Consider the following 20,552-nt stretch of genomic DNA (forward strand, 5'->3'; position numbering starts at 1 on the left):
CTACGCCACCTAAACACTGCCCGACTGAAATCATTGCTCAAAACTACATCGCTAGAAATGTGGCTGATTGAAGATGGTACAATTCGACTATATGATCGAGTAACTCCCCCTTGACCTAGCTTAGGTTTTGCCAGGCTTTAGAAGGCTTTGCCACATATGTTGTATACAGAAATACCGACTCAACGCCCTGTAACACCGTTGCTGGATAGCATAGATCATCCACAACAATTACGTTTACTCGCGCAAAGCCAGTTAGCACAAGTGGCAGATGAGTTACGTCAATTCATTTTGTATGCAGCAGGGCAAAGTGGCGGGCATTTCGGTGCCAATTTAGGGGTCATCGAACTGACTGTGGCCTTGCATTATGCGTTTAATACGCCACATGACCGTCTGATCTGGGATGTCGGTCATCAGGCTTATCCGCATAAAGCCTTAACTGGACGCCGTGAACAGCTGACCACTATTCGTGCCAAAGATGGTCTGGCCGCGTTTCCGGCCCGTGAAGAATCTGAATTTGATACCTTTGGCGTCGGACATTCCTCCACCGCGATTTCTGCCGGTTTGGGCATGGCGCTGGCTAGCCGTTATCAGCAGCAGCAGCGTGAAGTGGTGGCAATTATTGGTGACGGCGCCATGACCGCCGGCATGGCCTTTGAAGCCATGAATGATGCGGTGGCGCATCAGGCCGATTTAATGGTCATTTTAAACGACAATGATATGTCAATTTCCTGCAGCACCGGTGGTTTTGCCAAACATCTGGCGGCGCTGTGGCAGCGCGGCGAAAGCGTGCATATTGATGCTGCTGGCGAGGCCTATATCCAGCCACATCCCGAGTGGAACTACACCTCACGTTTGCATTGTGCTGCAACCGATGCGGCTGATAATTTATTTAAAGCGATTGGTTTTGATTATTTTGGTCCTTTTGATGGCCATGATGTTGATCAGCTGGTCAATGTATTCCAGGCGCTGAAAAAGCGTAAAGGCCCGCGTTTAATCCACGTTTATACCAAAAAGGGCAAAGGCTTTGCCCCGGCAGAAGCGGACCAGATTAAATATCACGCAATTAGTAAAATCAACAGCAGCGCGTCTGCAGCAGCGGCACCTAAATATTCCGATGTTTTTGGCCAATGGCTATCTGATGAAGCTGCACAAGATTCACGCCTGCTGGCGATTACTCCGGCCATGTGCGAAGGTTCGGGCATGGTGCAGTTTGCCAAGCAATATCCGGAGCGTTTCTTTGACGTAGCCATTGCTGAACAGCATGCCGTGACCTTGGCGGCCGGAATGGCCTGTGAAGGTTTAAAACCGGTGGTCGCGATTTATTCGACTTTCCTGCAACGTGGTTATGATCAGCTGATTCATGATGTGGCGCTGCAAAATCTGGATGTCACCTTCGGTATCGACCGGGCCGGTCTGGTCGGTGAAGATGGTCCAACCCATGCCGGAGCCTATGACTATGCCTACATGCGCACCGTACCGAATATGGTGATCATGGCGCCGAAAGATGAAAATGAATGCCGCCAGATGCTACACACGGCTTATCATTATCCGGGGCCGGCAGCGGTGCGTTATCCACGTGGTAATGGCGTTGGAGTCGAAATTCAGCAGCAATTGAACCTGATGGAGATCGGTCAGGCAGAAATTGTGGCGCGTTTTAATGAACAGTCGGATGAGCAGATTGCCATTTTGGCCTTTGGTAGCCGAGTCTATCCGGCCATTGAAGCAGCACAGGCATTTGCAGCCCGGCATGACATTGCCGTGCAAGTGGTGAACATGCGTTTTGTGAAACCGCTGGATGAAGCCATGATTGAACGCCTGGCTGAAAACACCCAGCTGTTTGTAACCGTAGAAGAACATGCAGTGATGGGCGGCGCGGGCAGTGCCGTCAGTGAATATCTGGCCAAGGCTCAGCTGGTCAAGCCTATTATTCACTTAGGCCTGGATGACAGCTTTATGCAACAGGCCACACATAGCCAGATGTTGCAGCAGGCCGGTCTTGATGCCGCCGGTATCGAGCAGGCCATGACCCAGGCCTGGAACAAGCTGACCGAGAGCGTTTCATCCTGAAGCAATAAATTTTAGAAACATTTATTCCCCAAAAGCCCCAATATTTGCTAAAATGTTGGGGCTTTTATGCATTATTCTTTATCAGTATCTTCAAATTTGTAGTGGGTGTTCAATGGAACCTATGGTGGTGATGGCTGCGCGTGCGGCTCAAACAGTTGGTCAAGAGCTTTTAAAAGCGCATCAGAATCGTCATAAACTCGATCTACAAGTCGAAGAAAAAGGAATTGATGGTCCAGTAACGCGTGTTGACCGTTACCTGGAACAGTTGACCATCGATACCCTACGTAAAAGCTATAAAAATCACAGTTTCTTGGGTGAAGAGTTCGGTCTGCAAGAAGGTAAAGGTCATGACGCCGATTGGTGCTGGGTGATCGATCCTTTAGACGGTACGCTTAACTTCATCAACGGTTTTCCGCATTTCTGTATCTCTATTGCTGTTCAGCACAAAGGCGTGACTCAGCACGGCGTGATCTATGATCCAGTCAAAGACGAATTGTTCTCTGCCAGCCGTGGTCGTGGTGCCATGCTTAATCAGCGCCGTATCCGCGTGAATGTTAAAGACAGCCTGGAGAATACGTTCCTGGCTGTGGGTCATGCTTACCGCGCCAAACGTAATGGTGAAGTGGTGTCGTATGCCAAAAACCATTTCGAATCATTATTGAACGTGACTGAAGCTGGTGCGCAATATCGCCGTGCAGGTTCTGCTGCGCTGGATCTGGCTTATGTGGCAGCTGGCCGTTTAGATGGCTATTTCGAGCTGGGCCTAAAACCGTGGGATATCGCAGCGGGCGAGTTAATCGTCAAAGAAGCTGGTGGTACTGTAGTGGATGCACGTGGTGGCAGCGATTCTATGGACAATGGTCAGGTACTTGCGTGTTCTATGAAAATGCTGAAGCCTTTAATGAAGGCAGTAGTACCTGCCTGGGGCGACGCGGCAAAATAATAGACGCATTGAGTGAAATGACAAGGCTTGCTCCCAAGCCCTAAAAAACAGCCCGCCCAGTCGGGCTGTTTTTTTGCCTGTTATTTGTGCTTGATTTAATTCAAGTTTAACGACTGGTACAGAAATTAACGCAAAAGTTGATTAAATTAGATGACTTTTAAAATAATCCTGCTATAATCCGCCCACGCACTTAATTTCCGTTCATTACCTGAACATTTCTCTTCTAATCATTGTGTATGCGCGTGCGGTCCAAAGAGAGGACGATATCTCGCGCCCCAATCGCTAAAGCGATTCCTTCAGGTTAAGCCGTAATCATGCGTGCGTTATATCAACATCGTCGTTACTCGGATCGCCGCTGAATTCTTAAATTTTCAGCGTTCAATGCTGTGCCGCTTTTTGCCGATGTCCATTTGACTTTATTATTATGGAGCACCCAATTCTCGGGTGAAATACTCTATGAGCAAAACTTTTGCTGATTTTCCTCTACACGAAACTTTACAACAAGCGTTAGACGCTCTTGGCTTTACTGCGCCTACGCCTGTACAGGAACAGTCAATTCCTGCGGCATTAGAAGGTAAAGATCTTCTTGTATCAAGCCAAACCGGTTCGGGTAAAACTGCAGCGTTCCTTCTCCCAACGCTGAACGCACTTGCAAACCAGGACACATTCGTTCCGTTTAAAGAACGTATGAAAGCCATTACTCAGCCATCTATTCTGGTACTTTGCCCAACACGTGAACTTGCTCAACAGGTGAGCCAGGACGCGATTGCATTTGTACGTCACATGAAAGGTGTTCGTATTGCTGCGATCATGGGTGGTATGCCTTTTGGTAAACAAATTCAACAGTTAAAAGGTGCACAAGTGGTTGTAGCGACGCCAGGTCGTCTACTTGACCTTGTGAACCGTCGTCAAATCAAACTCGACAAAGTTAATGCGTTAATCGTTGACGAAGCTGACCGTATGCTGGACCTGGGTTTCTCTGAAGATCTGGAAGCAATCAGTGATTTGGCTGCAAACCGCGAACAGACTTTAATGTTCTCTGCGACATTTGCACCACGTATCATCACGCTTGCTGAACGTATGATGAATGAGCCAGAACGTATTGCGATCGAAACCGGTCACTCTACCAATACGGACATTACTCAGACTTTACACTGGACTGATGGCTTCGAGCACAAGAAAAAACTGTTGACGCACTGGTTGAGCGAACAGGATCTTGATCAGGCCGTTGTATTCGCTTCTACCCAAGAAGATACCGATATGCTGGCTGAAGAACTGGCTGAAGCAGGTCACTCAGTTGTTGCGCTGCATGGTGCAATGCCACAAACCGTTCGTAACCGCCGTTTACGCAGCATTCGTGAAGGTCGTGCCAAGATTTTAGTTGCAACTGACGTTGCAGCGCGTGGTCTGGACGTACCGACTATTTCTCACGTGATTAACTTCGGTCTGCCAATGAAGAACGAAGACTATGTACACCGTATTGGCCGTACTGGTCGTGCCGGTCGTACTGGTAAAGCGATTACTTTGGCGACTTACCGTGAACGCGGTAAAATTCGTGCGCTTGAAGATTACTTAGATGCACGTTTAGAAGTATCTGAAATTGAAGGTTTAGAGCCATCTCCACCTCCAGCACGTCCACGTCGTGACGGCGGTCGTGGTGGTAAACGTGACGGTGGTCGCGGTGGCCGTGGTGGTTTCGGCGGTGGCCGTCGTTTTGAAGGCGAAAGCAACTTCAAACGTCGTGAAGGCGGTGATGACCGTCCACGTCGCAGCTTCGACGACAAACCACGTGGCGAGCGTCCATTTGGTGAAGACCGTCCACGTCGTGAATTCAACAGCGATCGTCCGCGTCGTGAAGGTGGTTTTGGCGACCGTCCACAGCGTTCTTTCGATGACCGTCCACGTCGCGAATTCAACAGCGACCGTCCACGTCGTGAAGGTGGCTTTGGTGACCGTCCACAACGTTCTTTCGATGATCGTCCACGCCGTGAATTCAACAGTGACCGTCCGCGTCGCGAAGGTGGTTTCAACGAGCGTCCACGTTTTGACAGCAATGATGACAACCGTGGCAACCGCGTAGACTACAAACCACGTCGTGAAGGTGCTTTCGGTGACCGTCCTAAGCGTGATTTTGGCGACCGTCCAGCGCGTTCATTCGGTGAAGATCGTCCACGTCGCGAGTTCAACAGCGACCGTCCACGCCGTGAAGGTGGTGACCGTCGTCGTAAATTCAACGACTAAGTTGAACTGAGCGAATTCAGAAAACCGGTGCTTGCACCGGTTTTTTATGCGAGAAAATTTGAATTTTGATGAGGAAAATGTATACTGGTTCAAGTTTATTTAAGAATATATTAAGCGATGTCTCATTATCATTCGCACAAACTGCCCGGTGTGTCATCTATGAAAGAGGTGCTTATGCCATATATTTTTTTGGTTTTGCTGCTCTGTAACCTCATCTTTTTTATTTACAGAACTTTTGCCTAAGCTGCATCTCTTTGTTTCTACACTCAAATTAGACCATAATAAAATTGTACAACTTGTACACAGTTTAAAAGAATTTCATAGATAACAATTTGTTCTCCAATCCTTTATAGTATGCATGCTGAAAAAATGCAGGAAAATCCTCAGCTATGAATAATCAGACACCTCTACAGGCGCCAGCACTGATTGAAGTCAATCACCTGAGCTTTAAACGAGGGGAGCGGGTCATTTACGACAATGTCAGCTTAAAAATTCGACGTGGGCAGATTACTGCAATTATGGGACCGTCAGGCACGGGTAAAACCACCTTGCTGCGTTTAATTGGCGGGCAGCTCACTCCGGATCAGGGTGAAGTGCTGCTCGATGGCAAGAATATCGGGAAAATGTCACGTCAGGAGCTGTTTGCAGCACGGGCGCGAATGGGCATGCTGTTTCAAAGCGGTGCCTTGTTTACCGATATGACGGTTTATGAAAACGTGGCCTTCCCGATTCGTGCGCATACCCGTTTACCTGAACATCTTATTGCCGAACTGGTGGCTTTAAAGCTGGAATCGGTGGGTTTGCGTGGTGCCGAGCAGCTCATGCCGTCTGAACTGTCTGGCGGGATGAACCGTCGTGTCGCTTTAGCGCGTGCCATTGCGCTGGACCCGGAACTGATTATGTACGATGAACCTTTTGCTGGTCAGGACCCGATTGTAATGGGTGTATTGACCCGTTTAATCCGTTCATTGCGTGAAGCGCTGGATTTAACCACCATTATTGTGTCGCATGATGTGGCCGAAACCCTCTCCATTGCCGATTATATTTATGTGGTGGCGGAAGGGAAAGTGCAGGGTGAAGGCACCCCAGAACAATTAAAACAGCATGCCTCACCTTTTGTGCGTCAGTTCTTAACCGGTTCAGTTGAAGGCCCGGTCGACTATCAGTTTAGCCATCAACCCTATTTGAGTCATGAGGTGCATTCAGCATGAATGCGATTGCTGCATTAGGACGCCGTGTGATTGAGCGGGTACGTGGTATAGGCGTTGCCACATTAATGCTGCTCCAGATTTTATTTTCCATGCCAACCTGGATTGGCGTGAAACTGTTTATTTACCAGATGTACCGCGTCGGGGTGATGTCACTGCTGATTATTGTGGTGTCGGGCTTATTTATTGGTGCGGTGCTGGGCCTACAAATGTACAGCATTTTGGTGACCTTTGGCAGTGAAGCCATGCTGGGCACCGCTGTGGCCCTAACCTTGCTGCGTGAACTGGCCCCGGTGGTTGCGGCCCTGTTATTTGCTGGCCGTGCCGGTTCTGCCTTAACTGCTGAAATTGGCCTGATGAAAGCCACCGAACAGTTGTCCAGTATGGAAATGATCGGGGTCGATCCTTTAAAGCGGGTCATCTCGCCGCGTTTATGGGCCGGGATTTTCAGCTTGCCAATGCTATCTGTGATTTTTGCGGCAGTCGGCATTATGGGTGGTAAATTCGTTGGGGTAGATTTTTTAGGCGCCGATGAAGGCTCTTACTGGAGCGGTATGGAAAGCACCGTACAGTTCTATAAAGATATCTTTAACGGCACCATTATTAAAAGTTTTGTTTTTGCATTAATTTGTACCTGGATTGCGGTCTACCAAGGCTATGCCTGCGAGCCTACGTCTGAAGGTATCGCGACATCTACCACGCGTACCGTGGTGTATTCATCGCTTTGTGTTTTAGGTTTTGATTTCGTATTGACTGCGGTCATGTTCGGAGGTGTTTAATGAAATCACGTACTAGTGAGCTGGCCGTCGGTGTTTTTGTCATTCTGTTTGGTATTGCTTTATTCTTCCTGGCGATGCGGGTCAGTGGTCTGGTAGGCACCACCATTCAGGACAGTTATTCCATGACTGCAACGTTTGACAATATTAACGGGATCAAACCACGTGCCAAAGTGGCCTTAAGCGGGGTTAAAGTCGGGCAGGTCGAATCTATTACTTTAGATCCGGTGACGCGTCTGGCCACTGTGACCATGATTCTGGATGGTGAGCTGACCACCTTTAATCAGGAACAGTTACAACAGGTGCAACAATATGCCCTGGAAGAGTTGCGTTACAGCAGCGAATACACGGAAGCCGATCCTGCGCAACAAAAAGCAATGGAAAAGCAACTATTGGATAACATGACCTCCATCACCAATATCGATGAAGATGCTTACATAATGGTAGCAACCAATGGTCTTTTGGGTGAGAAGTACCTGAAGATTGTACCGGGTGGTGGTCTGAATTATTTAAAACGTGGTGATCAAATCAGCAATACCCAAAGCACCATGGAAATCGAAGACCTTGTGACCAAGTTTGTGACTGGTGGCGCAGGCAACAAGTCATCATCCGATAACCCGGCAGATGAGACATCCGCTGAAACAACAGATGCAGAAGTGTCATTTGTTGAGTAATTGAGAGGAGAAATTTTAGTGAAGACATTGTTCAAACAAACCTTGACCGCAAGTGTTTTGGCCACGCTGGTGGCAGGTAGTGCATTTGCTGCACCAACCGAAACTCCTCCCGCATTTATCAAGAAAGTGGCGGATGGCCTGATTTCGCGTTTAAAAGCCGATCATGCCAAACTGCAAAATAATCCGGCCTTGGTGAAAACCATTGTGCGTCAGAACCTTGATCCGTATATCGATTCGCAAGCCTTTACCCGTATTGTGATGGGAACCTATGCGACCAATCAGTACAGTTCAGCTGCACAGCGTGCCCAGTTTGAAAAGAATTTCCGTGAAACCCTGATTGAAAACTATGGTTCAGCCTTTGCGAAATTCAGCAACCAGACTTATACCTTACGTCCGTATAAAGCCAGCAACAGCAAGAACCCGGTAGTGACCATCGACTTTAATAACAAAGGCGAGAAAATTCCGGTATCGTTCCAGCTGGTCGATAAAGGCAATCAGTGGAAAATCCGTAACATCAACGTATCCGGGATTGATTTAGGCCTGCAGTTCCGTAACCAGTTTGCAGCCAACGTCAAACGTAATGGCGGCAATATTGATAAGGCGATTGCGACCTTTAAACCAGATGCAGAAGCTGCGGTTGATAAAAAATAATAGGACGTGCTGTGATTGAATATGTAAATCAGGAACTGCGAGTTTCCGGGAAAATTGACTTTAACAATGCCGAGCAGTATTACCAGCAGGGCTTGCAGCTGATTCAACAGCAGCCCGCCCCGGTGGTGGTGAATCTGGCCGAACTTGAGCAGGGCAGTACCCTGGCTTTGGCTGTGCTGGTGCGCTGGTTAAGACAGACCCCGGATGCGCAAGGGCTGGTCTTTAAAGCCGTCCCGGAAAAAATGATGAAGATTATTCAATCGTGTCATTTGCAGGATGATTTACAGCTCAGCGCTTAAACAAAAAGCACCTCAACCGAGGTGCTTTTTTTATGGCATTAAGTTTCTCGCTTGACTCAAGGGAGGTGAGGAGGGATGGAAGATTAGCGAAACCAGCCCTCTCTCTAACTCTCTCCCTTAGGGAGAGACATGTCGCATTAAATCCATTTCTTCCATCTGAAGTAAATCAGCGGCCCGATAAAGAAGCCAATCAGGATAATACTGACAATAATAAAACTGGTGGTGCCTTTGGCAAAAGGCAGTACGTCGGTGTTCATGCCATAAACACTGGCCACCAGCATTGGCGGTGCCAGCATACTTGGTAAAATCGAGAAGCGACGGATGGTGTCATTCTGTTCGGTGTTAATGAAACCCGAAGTAGTATCGAGCAGGAAGCGTACTTTCTGGAACAGGAAGGCGTCGTGTTCGACCAGCGAGCGTACATCTTCACTCAGTTCACGGATATCGGCATCATAAATATGACTGCCCAAGGCACGTGGACGCGCTAAAAAGGTCAGCACACGGCGTAAATCAATCAGACAGAGCTGGGCTTTTCCAAGCATATCTTCCAGTTGAGCCAGCCGGGTAATCATGTCATCAAGGTCTAAAATCATTTCCCGGTGGCGGTTATTCAGCACTTCGGTGGAGTATTTTTCCAGGTCCTTGTGGATATCTTCCAAGATATCCGCAAGCTCATCCAGCTTGGCTTCTAACAGACCGAGCAGCACCCAGGTCGGGTCTTTATAATCAATTTCATAATCATTGCGCCGTGCACGGGCACGAAAGGCACGAAAGGCCACCAGTTTTTCACCGCGCAGGGTTAGCAGGCGGTCCCGGTTTAAAATAAAGGCAACGGTTTGTACCGTGGCGAGAATACTGGAATTTTCTTCCGATTCATCATCGACCTGATAGTTTTTATTTTTCGTTAAAAAATAGGTGCTGATGTGTAAAACCCCATCATCATCACGGTAAAATCGGGCAGATGAGGAAATGTCTTCCAGGGACTTTAAGGTGGGTAAATCCTGCCGGTAGGCGTCCATGACCCACTGTTGTTCTTCTTGTGAAGGGGCGATCAGGTCAATCCAGACCAGTTCTGGATGCAGGTCGAAGCCGCCGTTGATGGTGGCATCTTCCAGACTACCGCGCTCTGTGGCGTAAAAGGCTTCAAGCATTAGTCTTTTCTCCCTTGCGCAGTATGGGTTTTATTGATGGGTGTATTTTAGACAAGGATTTGATTAAAAACACTGTTTGAAGTGCTAATTTATTTAAAAAACCAGCTCAAGGGTATATTTGCGGCATCATAGCCGCTGAACATGGTGAAAAAATGACAAATTCAATTGCAGTCTTCTGTGGCTCGGCTTTAGGTTCCGATGCGGTTTTTGTGGACACGGCGCAGCTGGTCGGGCAAACGATTGCAAAACAGGGCAAAACCCTGGTCTATGGTGGTGGTCGCTCCGGGTTAATGGGCGTGGTCGCAGACAGTGCCTTGCAGGCCGGTGGTGCCGTAATTGGCGTGATTCCGGAGCCACTGGTTGATCGCGAGCTGGCCCATCCCGGTTTAACCGAGCTGCATGTGGTGAAGAATATGCATGAGCGTAAAACCAAAATGTCAGAACTGTCCGATGCCTTTATTGCCATGCCGGGCGGTGCCGGTACGCTGGAAGAAATTTTTGAGCAGTGGACCTGGGCCCAGCTGGGAATTCATTTAAAACCGAATGCCTTTTTAAATGTTGAAGGTTTTTATGATGATCTGCTGCGCTTTATTCGCATGACCACTGACAAGGGCTTTACCCATGCACGTTTTACCGAGGCGTTAATTGTGTCTGATTCTATGGATGAGATTTTAAGCCAGTTTGAACGCTTTCAGGCACCTGAACCGAAATGGGGTATGGCCGACCGTCAGGCCTTGGTGAAATAAATATGAACACCATTACCGTAGCTGCGGCCATTATTCTGAACGAGCAGCAGCAATTGCTGCTGGTACGCAAACAGCACACCCAATGTTTTATGCAGGTTGGCGGCAAGCTGGAAAGCGCTGAGCCACCGGAGCAGACCATCTGCCGGGAAATTGCGGAGGAAATTGGCTGTCAGGCCCAGATTAAACAGTTTGTTGGCCGTTTTGAAACCGCTACAGCCAATGAGCCGGATCATCGTCTGGTCAGTTATGTTTATTATGTGCAGCTCGATCAGGACCCGCAGGTTCAGGCGGAAATTGCGGAAATGAAATGGATTGAACTGGAGGATAAGACGACACGTCTGGTACCGTTAACCACAGAAGTGGTGATTCCCTGGGTGAAACAGCATCTGTTACAGTCGGCTTAAGGCTGGCTGTTTTTCAGATGATTTAACCATCGGCACTGGCAATACACACCGCATAGACCTTGTGACAGCCAAGTTGCTCCAGCTGCTGTTTCAGTGCACGAATTGAGCTGCCGGTGGTGACCACATCATCAACAATTAATACCCGGCGATAAGGCCGGCCGGCATCGGGTCGTAGCTGGAATTGCTGGTCCAGATTTTCCAGTCGTTCCAAGCGGCTTAAGCCTTTTTGACTGTGTTGATGGCGCCGTACAACCGGTTGCCAGATTGGTAGCTGTAAATGGCGTGCCAGCACCTGAGCCAGCAGCAGGGTATGATGATAGCCACGCTCTGCCAGTCGTTCGGTTGCCACCGGCATCGGGACAATGGCCTGTACCCGTGGATAGGTCAATTCACACAGGCTGCCCGCCAGTAAAGACTGATAATGCAGTTGCTGCTCATATTTGAATTGCTGAATCATCCGGTCGACTGGATAACGATAATGACAGGCCACCTGAATCTCGGTTTCCTGCCGGTAGACGTTTGCTTTTAACCATGGCAGTTGCTGCAAGCAATCTGCACAGACCCGGTACTGCTGCTGGGCCGCACTGCCACAGAGCTGGCAGGGCAGTAATTTTTGTAATAGCGTACGGCTATGCGCCAGCAGCTTAAACATAGGCATAACGTGGTGCTTCCGGCAGCCAGCGTTTGAGCAGGGCCTCGGCCTGCTCGGGATAATCTTTCAGCATCTGCTGGGCCACATAATGTGCCTGATTCAGCAGATGATCATCGCGTTCCAGCTTGGCCACCCGAAAGCCCATATCGCCGGTTTGTTTGGTGCCCAGCAACTCCCCGGGGCCGCGCAGTTCCAGATCTTTTTCGGCAATCACAAAGCCATCATTGCTTTCTCTTAAAATCCGCAGCCGTTCCTGGCCGTTTTGCGACAGCGGATGCTTATACAGCAGGGCACAGAAACTGGCTTTGGCGCCCCGACCGACCCGGCCACGCAGCTGATGCAATTGCGACAGCCCTAAACGCTCGGCATTTTCAATCACCATAATTGAAGCATTCGGGACATCGACGCCGACTTCAATCACGGTGGTGGCAATCAGCAATTGTAGCTGGTTGTCTTTAAACTGCTGCATCACCGCCTGTTTGTCATCAGCCTTCATTTTGCCATGCACCAGACCAATATTCAGTTCCGGAAAGCGTTCCTTGATTTCAGCAAAAGTCGCTTCGGCAGCTTGCGCATCCAACGTTTCTGACTGTTCGACCAGGGTGCAGACCCAATAGGCCTGTTTGCCTTCGGCACAGTTGCTGGCAATACGCTGTAGTACCTGTTCGCGCCGGTCCAGTGGAATGGTCACGGTCTGAATCGGGGTACGGCCCGGCGGCAGCTCATCAATAATGGAAGTGTCCAGATCGCCATAGGCGGACATCGCCAGCGTACGTGGAATTGGGGTGGCGGTCATCACCAGCTGATGCGGAGTCATGTGATTCAGGCCCTTGTTTCTTAAGGCCAGCCGCTGATCGACCCCAAAGCGGTGCTGTTCATCAATAATCACCAGTCCCAGCTTGGCAAATTCGACATTGTCCTGAAACAGCGCATGGGTGCCGACCACCAGCTGGGCGCTGCCATCCTGAATAATCTGTTCGGCGCTGGCGCGGGCCTTGCCTTTCTGTTTGCCAGAGAGCCAGGATACGGTCAGTCCCAAAGGTTCAAACCAGCGTTTAAAGTTTAAATAATGTTGTTCAGCCAGAATCTCAGTCGGTGCCATCAGCGCCACCTGCCAGCCTTCTTCCAGTGCATGACAGGCCGCCACCGCCGCCACCAGCGTTTTGCCGGCGCCGACATCGCCTTGTACCAGTCGCAGCATCGGCTTGTTTTGTTTCAGGTCCTGGATAATTTCCTTGGACACCCGTTTTTGTGCGCCGGTCATGCTAAACGGTAAACCGGCCAGTAACTGCTTGGCCAGACGTTGGCTGGGCGCAAAAGCTGGCGCTTCAATCTGCTGGATATAAGCGCGGCGGGTCAATAAACTGACCTGATGTGCCACCAGTTCCTCAAAAATCAGCCGCTGCTGGGCCGGATGCGAACCCTGACCAAGCTGCAGCATATTGGCACTGGTTGGCGGCTCATGGATATATTCCAGCGCCTGTTTCAGTGCATAGCCGTTGGTAAATTTTTCCGGCAACAGTTCCGGCAGATCATCACTGTGCTGTTTCAGCGCCTGTTTGACATAGTCGCGCAGTTTGGGCTGGGTCAGCCCTTCGGTGCTTGGGTAAATCGCCGTGAGTTGGGTTTTCGGCAGCGGAGTATGCTCGCTGATCAGCTGGATTTCCGGATGATACATTTCCAGACCACGTGCGCCGACCCGGACTTCACCAAACACGCGCAGGCGGTTGCCGACTTTGGCACGGTCGGTTAGGCCTTTATAAATATGATAAAAACGTAAGGTGACTTTGGCGCTGTCATCATCCAGCAGAATTGCCATCGACTTGCGTTTGCCGGGTGGGAAATCGACCCCTTTGACAATGCCTTCCAGTAAATAGCTGCGGCCGACGTTCAATTGGTTCATCGGAATGATCGTGCTACGATCTTCATAATCACGCGGCAGATGAAACAGTAGGTCATCTGTGGTGAAAATATTCAGTTTTTCCAGTAACGCGGCAGCAGCAGCGCCAACGCCTTGTAATTGATGGACTGCGGCCATGTCCCCTCAACAATGGTAATGAGAAAGTGGGTTATGCATATTTTATTTATCGGTTATGGTAAAACATCTGCACGTGTGGCTAAACAACTATTTCAAGCCGGCCACCAAATTACCACAATTAGCCGCAGCCGGAAAAGTGATGTGCATGCAACGCATCTGATTCAGGATGTGCAGCAGCTGGATTTAAGCCAGCTGGCGCCCATTGACTGGGTCTATGTGCTGCTCAGTCCGGGGCAGAGTACGCCGGAGGCCTATCAGCAGACCTATCTGGATTCGGTGCAACCAATTGTAACGGCGCTGGCAGCGCATCCGGTGCGGCGCATGGTGGTGGTGTCATCGACCCGGGTGTATGGACAAAATGCCGGGGAATGGATTGAGGATACCACACCGCTTCAGCCGCCAGATACGCAGGCAGACATTCTGCTCAAGATGGAGCAGGCCTATTTAAGCGCTTATCCGGAGCGTTGCACCATTATCCGGCCCAGCGGTATTTATGGCAGCTCAATCGCAAGGATGGTCAAGCTGGCGCACACGCTCACTGAATATCCAAACCGGCACTGGTCTAACCGGATTCATATTGATGATCTGGCGCGTTTTCTGGCACAGATGATTCACGTGGAACATCTGCAGGAGAGTTATATTGTCAGTAATGGTCAGCCGCAACTGCTGCATGAAGTGGTGCAATGGTTTCAGCAGCAGCTACATCGGCCGTTATTAACCCTGACCAGTCCGCACGAAACCGGCAAGCGGATTCGACCGAAACGGATGCAGGACAGTGGTTTTAAGTTACAGCATGATGACTGTTTTCAGGATTATCTGGCCCTGTTACAGCAAGCGGATGTGAACTAAGAATTTTTAATTTTATTGAGGATGGCTGATATTTCCCGCACCTTTGCACGAAGGCAAAGATACGGGTTATGGACGGTTTTTTTATTTCTTTTTACGTTTTAAGCGACGTTTGGCTTGCTGTGCGGCTAGTGCATCTAGTGCATCTTTCAGTTCTTCATCGCTAAAGGTGGTGATGTGTTGCAGCATTTGCAGGGTTACATCATCCAGCACCAGATTGGTATACTGCGCCACATTGCTAAAGTTCTCATCAAAGACAATGGCATTGTCGCTGTTGGTGCTGATATAGCCTTGCTGGGTCAGCACTTTAATAAAGCTCTGGAACAGGGCCTTATCGAAGAATTCCGGTGAGTTGAACTCATACAGCACCGATAAACGCTGACCCACCAGATGGCTCAGTTCTTCAACCTGACGGGCGGAAATATTGCCCGAACCACGCTGGGTAATCAGCGCCAGGGTCATGTAGTAGCGTTCCAGACTTTGCATTACCGGCGCAGCCAATACTACCAACTGGTTATGATCTTCACTGTTCGGTGCCGGAGAAAGCAGATTCCCTTCAGCATCTTCACTAATCAGCTTGGCCTGAATTAGCCCATCAGCATAGGCACAGATTTGCTGTTTCAGTTCTGCTTCATTCCATTTCAGGAACAGCTCGGCTTTCAGGAACGGATACAGCGTGCGAATTACATTAATTAAATCGCCACGCTTGATTGAACCATTGTGCTCAACCAGTGCCGCTACCAGAGATGGCAGGACAAAGGCATGCAGAATATTGTTGCGGAAGTAGGTCAGCAACACCGCCTGATTGTCTTCAATGGCAATAATATCGCCCAGAACGTGCTGCACACGTTTAATCAGTTTCAGCTTCAGACCGTAGGCAATAATTTCCTTGCCTGAAAGTGGGGTGATGTGGGTGCGCTCATCGTAAGGCAGGGCAGTAAGCAGGTCACGATAGGTATCCAGCTGCTTGATACAGATCGCTTCATCCAGGGTGTGTTTTGGCGTGGCCAGCAAAATCAGCGATAACAGTGATACCGGATTAATCACCACAGCGCGGTTAATGTTTTCCAGAATCGCATAGGCCGAGCTGTTTACCGCATCGGAGACTTCCTGCGGAATCGGGTCGTCATTTTTTTCGATACTGATCTGTTCGGCGTCATGCTGTTTTAGCATGTCATCTAAAAAGACTGGCTCGCCAAAATTCACATGCACCTTGCCAAAAATACGCTCGATTTTTCTCAAGGTTTTCAGAATACCGACAATGGATTCGGCCTCTTTCGGTTTACCCTGCATTTCACCGACATAGGTCGAACCTTCCATCAGGCGTTCATAGCCAATATAGGTTGGCACAAAGGCAATCGGTTTGGCGCGGCCACGTAAATGTCCATGTACGGTCATGGCCAGCATGCCGGTTTTTGGTGGCAACAAGCGGCCGGTACGTGAACGGCCGCCTTCAATAAAGTATTCCAGCGGCGTGTTGCGTGACAGAATGCTGTACAGATATTCCTTAAATACGGTGGTGTACAGGCCATTGCCACGGAAAGTCCGGCGAATAAAGAAAGCCCCGCCACCACGTAATAACTGACCGACAAAGGGCATGTTCAGATTATCGCCAGCGGCAATGTACGGCACCATCATGCCGCGTTTATAAATCACATAAGACAGCAATAAATAGTCGATATGACTGCGATGGCACGGGGTATAAATAATTTCGTAGTCTTTGGCCAGCTCACGCACGGTACTGAAATTATGCACCTCGACGCCATCATAGAGTTGGGTCCATAAACGGGTTAGCGCCGTTTCAGCAAAGCGGATGGCGGCATAGGAATAGTCCGACACGATTTCATTTAAATAGCCAATAGCACGGCGCTCGGCTTCAATCATGCTGATTTTACTGCGGATGCTTTCGCGGCGAATGGCTTCTTGTACATCCGGCGCTTTAATCAGGCTGTGCATCACATTACGGCGATCCGATAAATCCGGACCTAATACCACTTCGCGCTGGCTGTCTAAATAATTATTTAAGGTATTAATAATACAGGTCGCTGGCGACAGGTTTGGTGCCTGCATCTTGGCGGTCTGAACCATGGCTCTTAAAGACTGTGCCTCATGAAACTCCAGATAGGACTGGCGACCATGCAGGCCAATATTGACCAGCTGCTTGACGGTACCCGGCGTGGCCCAGGTATCGGTCAGGAGCAGTTTGAGCCATGAATCTTCTTTATCTGGCGCGCGGCCCCAGAGGACCGTGACCGGAATCAGCTCAATATCCAGTTCCGGGTGCTGCTCCAGCAGTTCAATCAGGCGCAGCAAACGCGGCGGAAAGGCGTGCGGCGGCGGATTTAGCAGATTGTTTTCATCATAGTGTTGTAAAAACAGAATCGAAGCTTTTTCCTTGTACTGGCCAATCTGCATCGGGTCTAATGCGGGCGGCAGCTTTAAGCGGCGTGTTTCACCATCAAGGACCAGGGCATTGCTGCGGGAATGGTTCTGTAGCACATAGCAGACAATTTTTTGGGTCGGCTGTTCTGAATGGTCTGTCGCTGCTGCTTCGGCAGGAACCTCGCCCAGTACATGCGGGGTTACCACCAGATCAAGCAGTTTGCTTGAAAGCTGACGATAAATTTGACCAAAACCACTCTTGGACATACCAACTCCTAAATCAATGACCAGTACCGCAGATTATCTGAGGAAAAAAATAATGAATCTAATTGTAGCGAAAAATAGCCTGACATTTTCTGACAAATTCTATCTTTAGTGCTCAATTTTATCGTTAAAAATCGTATTTTTAGTGCGGCGCATTATACGGGAGCCGTGACAGGGCAGTCAGTTAAACTTTAGTGTTTTAGTCGACAAATATGGCAAAATAGGCAAGATTGAGCTGTTTCTATTTTGCTTGTTTTGATTTTTAAATATCCCGACATAGGTTTCCCCGCATGAATGCACTGACTCAGGAACTGGTTGAACTGCTTAGCCTGGAAAAACTTGAAGAAAATATCTACCGAGGCATCAGCCGCAATCTGGTCGGTAAGCGCGTGTTCGGTGGACAGGTGCTGGGCCAGGCACTGCGTGCAGCCTCGTATACCACCGACCGTCCGGCGCATTCCTTACATGCCTACTTCCTGTTTGGTGGCGATGTCAACGCACCGATTATTTATGAAGTGGACCGGATTCGTGAAGGCAAGAGCTTTGTTAGCCGTCAGGTGCGAGCCATCCAGCATGGCCGGACCATCTTTATGTGTATGGTATCTTTTGCTGCGCCAGAAGAAGGGCTGAATTACCAGATTTCCGAGCCTGAATATCCGGCACCGGAACAGTTAAAAAATGAAGCAGAACTGGTACAGAGCATTGTCGAGTTTATTCCGAAAAACGTTCGTGCCAGCTTTACCCGTGACCGGCATGTGGAAATCCGTCCGGTGAATCTAAGTAATCCGTTTCAGCCGCAGCCGGAAGCACCGTCTTATGCGCACTATATCCGTACGCATAGTCCGATTGCAGCGGAGCAGGATGAAATTGCCCTGCATCAGGCCATTGCTGCCTTTTATTCAGACTTTACCCTGATGACCACCGCGCTGCGTCCGCATGGCTTGAGTTATCTGTCGCCAAGTTTGCAATGTGCCAGTATCGACCATGCCATGTATTTCCATAAGCCATTCCGGGTCGATGACTGGATGCTGTATGACATGGAAGCCACCATCAGTAACAGTTCGCGTGGCCTGAACTTTGGCCGTATGTGGCAAAACGGCGAGCTGGTCTGTAGCACCACGCAGGAAGGTTTAATTCGCTTACGCGAAATTGAAACCCAGTAAGCTCACCTCAATAAAAAAGCCGAATCAACTGATTCGGCTTTTTTTATCCCACCTTCAATGGCAATGCGGCAGATCACTTGGTGCATGTTTATGGCAGCCTTGTGCCTTGCTGTTGCCCGAAGAATGGGCAAAAACCTGAGAGGTGCTACAAATTAGTGCAAGAATAAGGGCGAGTTTTTTCATGAGGTTACTCTTTTAGTCTTAAAAACAAGGTAATGCACTGATAAAGCACATCTTATGCCAGTTTTTCTGGCACCGGGCTTTTTTTCTGAGCTGGATTTGCTTTTGACAAAATAATGCTCGATTCAGCGCAGCTCGCATGGCATAGTGCCAAGCAAGATGACATCACAATATATGCACCCATGAGCTTAAATACACAAATTCTGGTGGCCGCAATTTTAGGGGTTCTATTCGGGTTTTTGTTGAACCTGTTGCCGGGCAGCGCATTTTATGACGGCAGTTTATATGGCCTGAGTATTGCCAGCAGTATTTTTATCGGCCTGCTGAAAATGCTGCTGATTCCCCTGATTTTCAGTTCGATTGTGGTCGGGGTATCCAACCTGCAGGCTTCTGGCCAGCTGAGCCGGGTCTGGAAAATTACCTTGCTGTGCTGTGTGACCACCACCACATTGGCACTCATTTTAGGTCTGGCCTGTGCGCATCTGTTTGAAGTCGGCAAAGGTGTAGATGTGCGTTTATTCCAGGACGCGATGAGCCAGCATCAGACGCCAGATACCTTAACGCCGTCGTCTTTCTTCACCAATTTTATTCAAAACACCCTGATTAATCCGTTTAAGGCCTTTGCCGAGGGCAATGTGCTGGCGGTGGTGGTGTTTGCCTTATTTGTCGGGGTGGCGCTGGTCAAAGGTGGTGAGCAGTTCCGGACTGTGCGCCGGCTTAGTCATCAGTTTTTTGACATCATGATGCTGATGATCGGCTGGGTGATGAAACTGGCACCGCTGGGGATTTTTGCGCTATTGGCCAAGCTGATTGCCACCGAAGATGTGACCGTGCTCAGCCGTCTGGCTGAGTTTGCCGTAGTGGTAACCGGCACCACGATTTTTCATGGTCTGGTGGTACTGCCGCTACTGCTATGGCTATTTGGCAAAATGAATCCGGTGACCTTCTTTAAAGGAACCCGCGCTGCTTTAATTACTGCATTTGCTACCAGTTCCAGTTCGGCCACCATGCCACTTTCGATGAAATGCGCCCAGGAAAATCTGAAGGTGCGTCCGCAAACAGCTGGCTTTGTAATTCCGCTCGGTACACAGCTGAATATGGATGGCACGGCCTTATATGAAGCCGCTGCGGCGCTGTTTATTGCCAATTTAATGGGACTGGATTTGACCTTGGGCCAGCAGTTGGTGGTCTGTGCCACCGCCATGATTGCCTCCTTGGGCGCGCCGGGAATTCCAAGTGCCGGCATGGTCACCATGATTATGGTGCTGCAATCGGTCGGTCTGCCGGCAGAAGCAATTGCCATTTTACTGCCGATTGACCGTTTGCTGGATACCGTACGTACCGTAGTCAATGTCCAGGGTGATATGATGATTAGTGTGGTGGTTGACCGTTATACCCGCGACGATGAGATCGCAACTCAATCCTGAGTATCTTCCCAGCACGGATTCCAGACCACTTCCCAAAGATGGCCATCGGGGTCCTGAAAATAACCGGCATAACCGCCATAAAAGGTGGCTTGTGCCGGTTTGACAATGGTGGCACCGGCACGCTCGGCCTGCTGCATCACCTGATCTACGTCCAGCGGACTATGCACATTATGCCCCAGACTGATTTGGGTCGGGCAAAAACGGCTCAGGGGCAGGCCTGAATCTTGCGCCAAGGCAGCCTGCGGCCACAGTGCCAGTGTCAGGCCTGAATCCAGCGTGATAAACGCCACTGCGCCCTGTTCAAATTCCTGCCCGACGATACCTTCACTCTGCCAGCCCAAACCTTGCTGATAAAAGCGCAAAGCTGCGTCTAAATCCTGCACAGCCAGCGTGATCACACTCAAAGATGCGCGCATTGTTCCTGCCTTTTCATTCAAGTC

The 20,552-nt window shown here is 49.5% G+C and carries 19 protein-coding genes; 13 read left to right on the forward strand and 6 right to left on the reverse strand.

What is annotated here, in order from left to right; genetic code table 11:
• Nucleotides 1-156: 156 nt before the first annotated feature.
• From dxs to FTT63_RS08100, 8 genes are all read left to right on the forward strand, one after another.
• The gene (gene dxs, locus FTT63_RS08065; protein ID WP_005180334.1) at nucleotides 157-2,067 is read left to right on the forward strand and encodes a 1-deoxy-D-xylulose-5-phosphate synthase; all 1,911 of its coding nucleotides are present in this window, start codon (nucleotides 157-159) and stop codon (nucleotides 2,065-2,067) included.
• A 112-nt stretch (nucleotides 2,068-2,179) separates the two neighbouring features.
• Nucleotides 2,180-3,010 carry an inositol monophosphatase family protein gene (locus FTT63_RS08070; RefSeq protein ID WP_034597976.1) on the forward strand — a complete coding sequence of 277 codons (831 nt, stop codon included), beginning with the start codon at nucleotides 2,180-2,182 and terminating at the stop codon, nucleotides 3,008-3,010.
• A gap of 456 nt (nucleotides 3,011-3,466) precedes the next feature.
• Nucleotides 3,467-5,251 (forward strand): DEAD/DEAH box helicase, encoded by a 1,785-nt coding sequence (locus FTT63_RS08075; RefSeq protein WP_005180331.1) that lies wholly within the window; start codon nucleotides 3,467-3,469, stop codon nucleotides 5,249-5,251.
• Between the two features lie 389 nt (nucleotides 5,252-5,640).
• Nucleotides 5,641-6,462, forward strand: a complete 822-nt coding sequence (locus FTT63_RS08080; protein ID WP_005180329.1) for an ABC transporter ATP-binding protein — start codon at nucleotides 5,641-5,643, stop codon at nucleotides 6,460-6,462.
• Nucleotides 6,459-7,238, forward strand: coding sequence for a lipid asymmetry maintenance ABC transporter permease subunit MlaE (gene mlaE / locus FTT63_RS08085; RefSeq protein WP_005180328.1), 780 nt, complete (start codon nucleotides 6,459-6,461; stop codon nucleotides 7,236-7,238). Before FTT63_RS08080 ends, mlaE begins: the two co-directional genes overlap by 4 nt.
• Nucleotides 7,238-7,909: an outer membrane lipid asymmetry maintenance protein MlaD gene (locus FTT63_RS08090; RefSeq protein WP_005180325.1), complete on the forward strand. Its 672-nt coding sequence runs from the start codon at nucleotides 7,238-7,240 to the stop codon at nucleotides 7,907-7,909. The genes mlaE and FTT63_RS08090 overlap by 1 nt, the downstream gene beginning before the upstream one ends.
• A gap of 18 nt (nucleotides 7,910-7,927) precedes the next feature.
• Nucleotides 7,928-8,560, forward strand: a complete 633-nt coding sequence (locus FTT63_RS08095) for a phospholipid-binding protein MlaC (RefSeq protein WP_005180322.1) — start codon at nucleotides 7,928-7,930, stop codon at nucleotides 8,558-8,560.
• Nucleotides 8,561-8,571: 11 nt separating this feature from the next.
• Entirely contained in the window at nucleotides 8,572-8,859 is a 288-nt protein-coding gene (locus FTT63_RS08100) for an STAS domain-containing protein (protein WP_045795311.1), read from the forward strand.
• Nucleotides 8,860-8,996: 137 nt separating this feature from the next.
• Here FTT63_RS08100 and FTT63_RS08105 read toward each other — a convergent pair whose 3' ends face one another.
• Nucleotides 8,997-10,010: a CorA family divalent cation transporter gene (locus tag FTT63_RS08105; RefSeq protein WP_005180320.1), complete on the reverse strand. Its 1,014-nt coding sequence runs from the start codon at nucleotides 10,008-10,010 to the stop codon at nucleotides 8,997-8,999.
• Between the two features lie 152 nt (nucleotides 10,011-10,162).
• Between FTT63_RS08105 and FTT63_RS08110 the strand changes: the two genes are divergently transcribed.
• Both FTT63_RS08110 and FTT63_RS08115 read left to right on the forward strand, forming a co-directional pair.
• Nucleotides 10,163-10,756: a TIGR00730 family Rossman fold protein gene (locus tag FTT63_RS08110; protein WP_005180318.1), complete on the forward strand. Its 594-nt coding sequence runs from the start codon at nucleotides 10,163-10,165 to the stop codon at nucleotides 10,754-10,756.
• Nucleotides 10,757-10,758: 2 nt separating this feature from the next.
• On the forward strand, nucleotides 10,759-11,160 hold the full coding sequence (locus tag FTT63_RS08115; protein ID WP_180192164.1) for an NUDIX domain-containing protein: 402 nt from the start codon (nucleotides 10,759-10,761) through the stop codon (nucleotides 11,158-11,160).
• 22 nt (nucleotides 11,161-11,182) lie between these two features.
• On the opposite strand, the gene FTT63_RS08120 is transcribed toward FTT63_RS08115, so the two are convergent.
• Together FTT63_RS08120 and recG are read right to left on the reverse strand one after the other, a co-directional pair.
• Nucleotides 11,183-11,818, reverse strand: a complete 636-nt coding sequence (locus tag FTT63_RS08120; protein ID WP_160232300.1) for a ComF family protein — start codon at nucleotides 11,816-11,818, stop codon at nucleotides 11,183-11,185.
• Entirely contained in the window at nucleotides 11,805-13,850 is a 2,046-nt protein-coding gene (gene recG / locus FTT63_RS08125; RefSeq protein WP_016658521.1) for an ATP-dependent DNA helicase RecG, read from the reverse strand. The genes FTT63_RS08120 and recG overlap by 14 nt, the downstream gene beginning before the upstream one ends.
• Before the next feature lie 33 nt (nucleotides 13,851-13,883).
• Here recG and FTT63_RS08130 point away from each other — a divergent pair, with 33 nt between their 5' ends.
• Entirely contained in the window at nucleotides 13,884-14,699 is an 816-nt protein-coding gene (locus tag FTT63_RS08130) for an NAD(P)H-binding protein (protein WP_160232301.1), read from the forward strand.
• Between the two features lie 81 nt (nucleotides 14,700-14,780).
• Here FTT63_RS08130 and plsB read toward each other — a convergent pair whose 3' ends face one another.
• A complete protein-coding gene (plsB, locus tag FTT63_RS08135) occupies nucleotides 14,781-17,345 on the reverse strand; it encodes a glycerol-3-phosphate 1-O-acyltransferase PlsB (RefSeq protein ID WP_160232302.1) in 2,565 nt (854 codons plus the stop codon).
• Between the two features lie 287 nt (nucleotides 17,346-17,632).
• Between plsB and FTT63_RS08140 the strand changes: the two genes are divergently transcribed.
• On the forward strand, nucleotides 17,633-18,505 hold the full coding sequence (locus FTT63_RS08140) for an acyl-CoA thioesterase II (RefSeq protein ID WP_127799319.1): 873 nt from the start codon (nucleotides 17,633-17,635) through the stop codon (nucleotides 18,503-18,505).
• A gap of 54 nt (nucleotides 18,506-18,559) precedes the next feature.
• On the opposite strand, the gene FTT63_RS15750 is transcribed toward FTT63_RS08140, so the two are convergent.
• Complete coding sequence (locus FTT63_RS15750; protein WP_194088134.1) at nucleotides 18,560-18,688, reverse strand: YHYH domain-containing protein; 129 nt, start codon at nucleotides 18,686-18,688, stop codon at nucleotides 18,560-18,562.
• Between the two features lie 179 nt (nucleotides 18,689-18,867).
• Here FTT63_RS15750 and FTT63_RS08145 point away from each other — a divergent pair, with 179 nt between their 5' ends.
• Nucleotides 18,868-20,112 carry a dicarboxylate/amino acid:cation symporter gene (locus tag FTT63_RS08145; protein WP_034597932.1) on the forward strand — a complete coding sequence of 415 codons (1,245 nt, stop codon included), beginning with the start codon at nucleotides 18,868-18,870 and terminating at the stop codon, nucleotides 20,110-20,112.
• On the opposite strand, the gene FTT63_RS08150 is transcribed toward FTT63_RS08145, so the two are convergent.
• Entirely contained in the window at nucleotides 20,103-20,528 is a 426-nt protein-coding gene (locus FTT63_RS08150) for a VOC family protein (RefSeq protein ID WP_127799321.1), read from the reverse strand. The genes FTT63_RS08145 and FTT63_RS08150 overlap by 10 nt on opposite strands.
• Nucleotides 20,529-20,552 lie beyond the last annotated feature (24 nt).

This window comes from Acinetobacter sp. C15 (assembly GCF_013420645.1).
Lineage (GTDB): Bacteria > Pseudomonadota > Gammaproteobacteria > Pseudomonadales > Moraxellaceae > Acinetobacter > Acinetobacter indicus.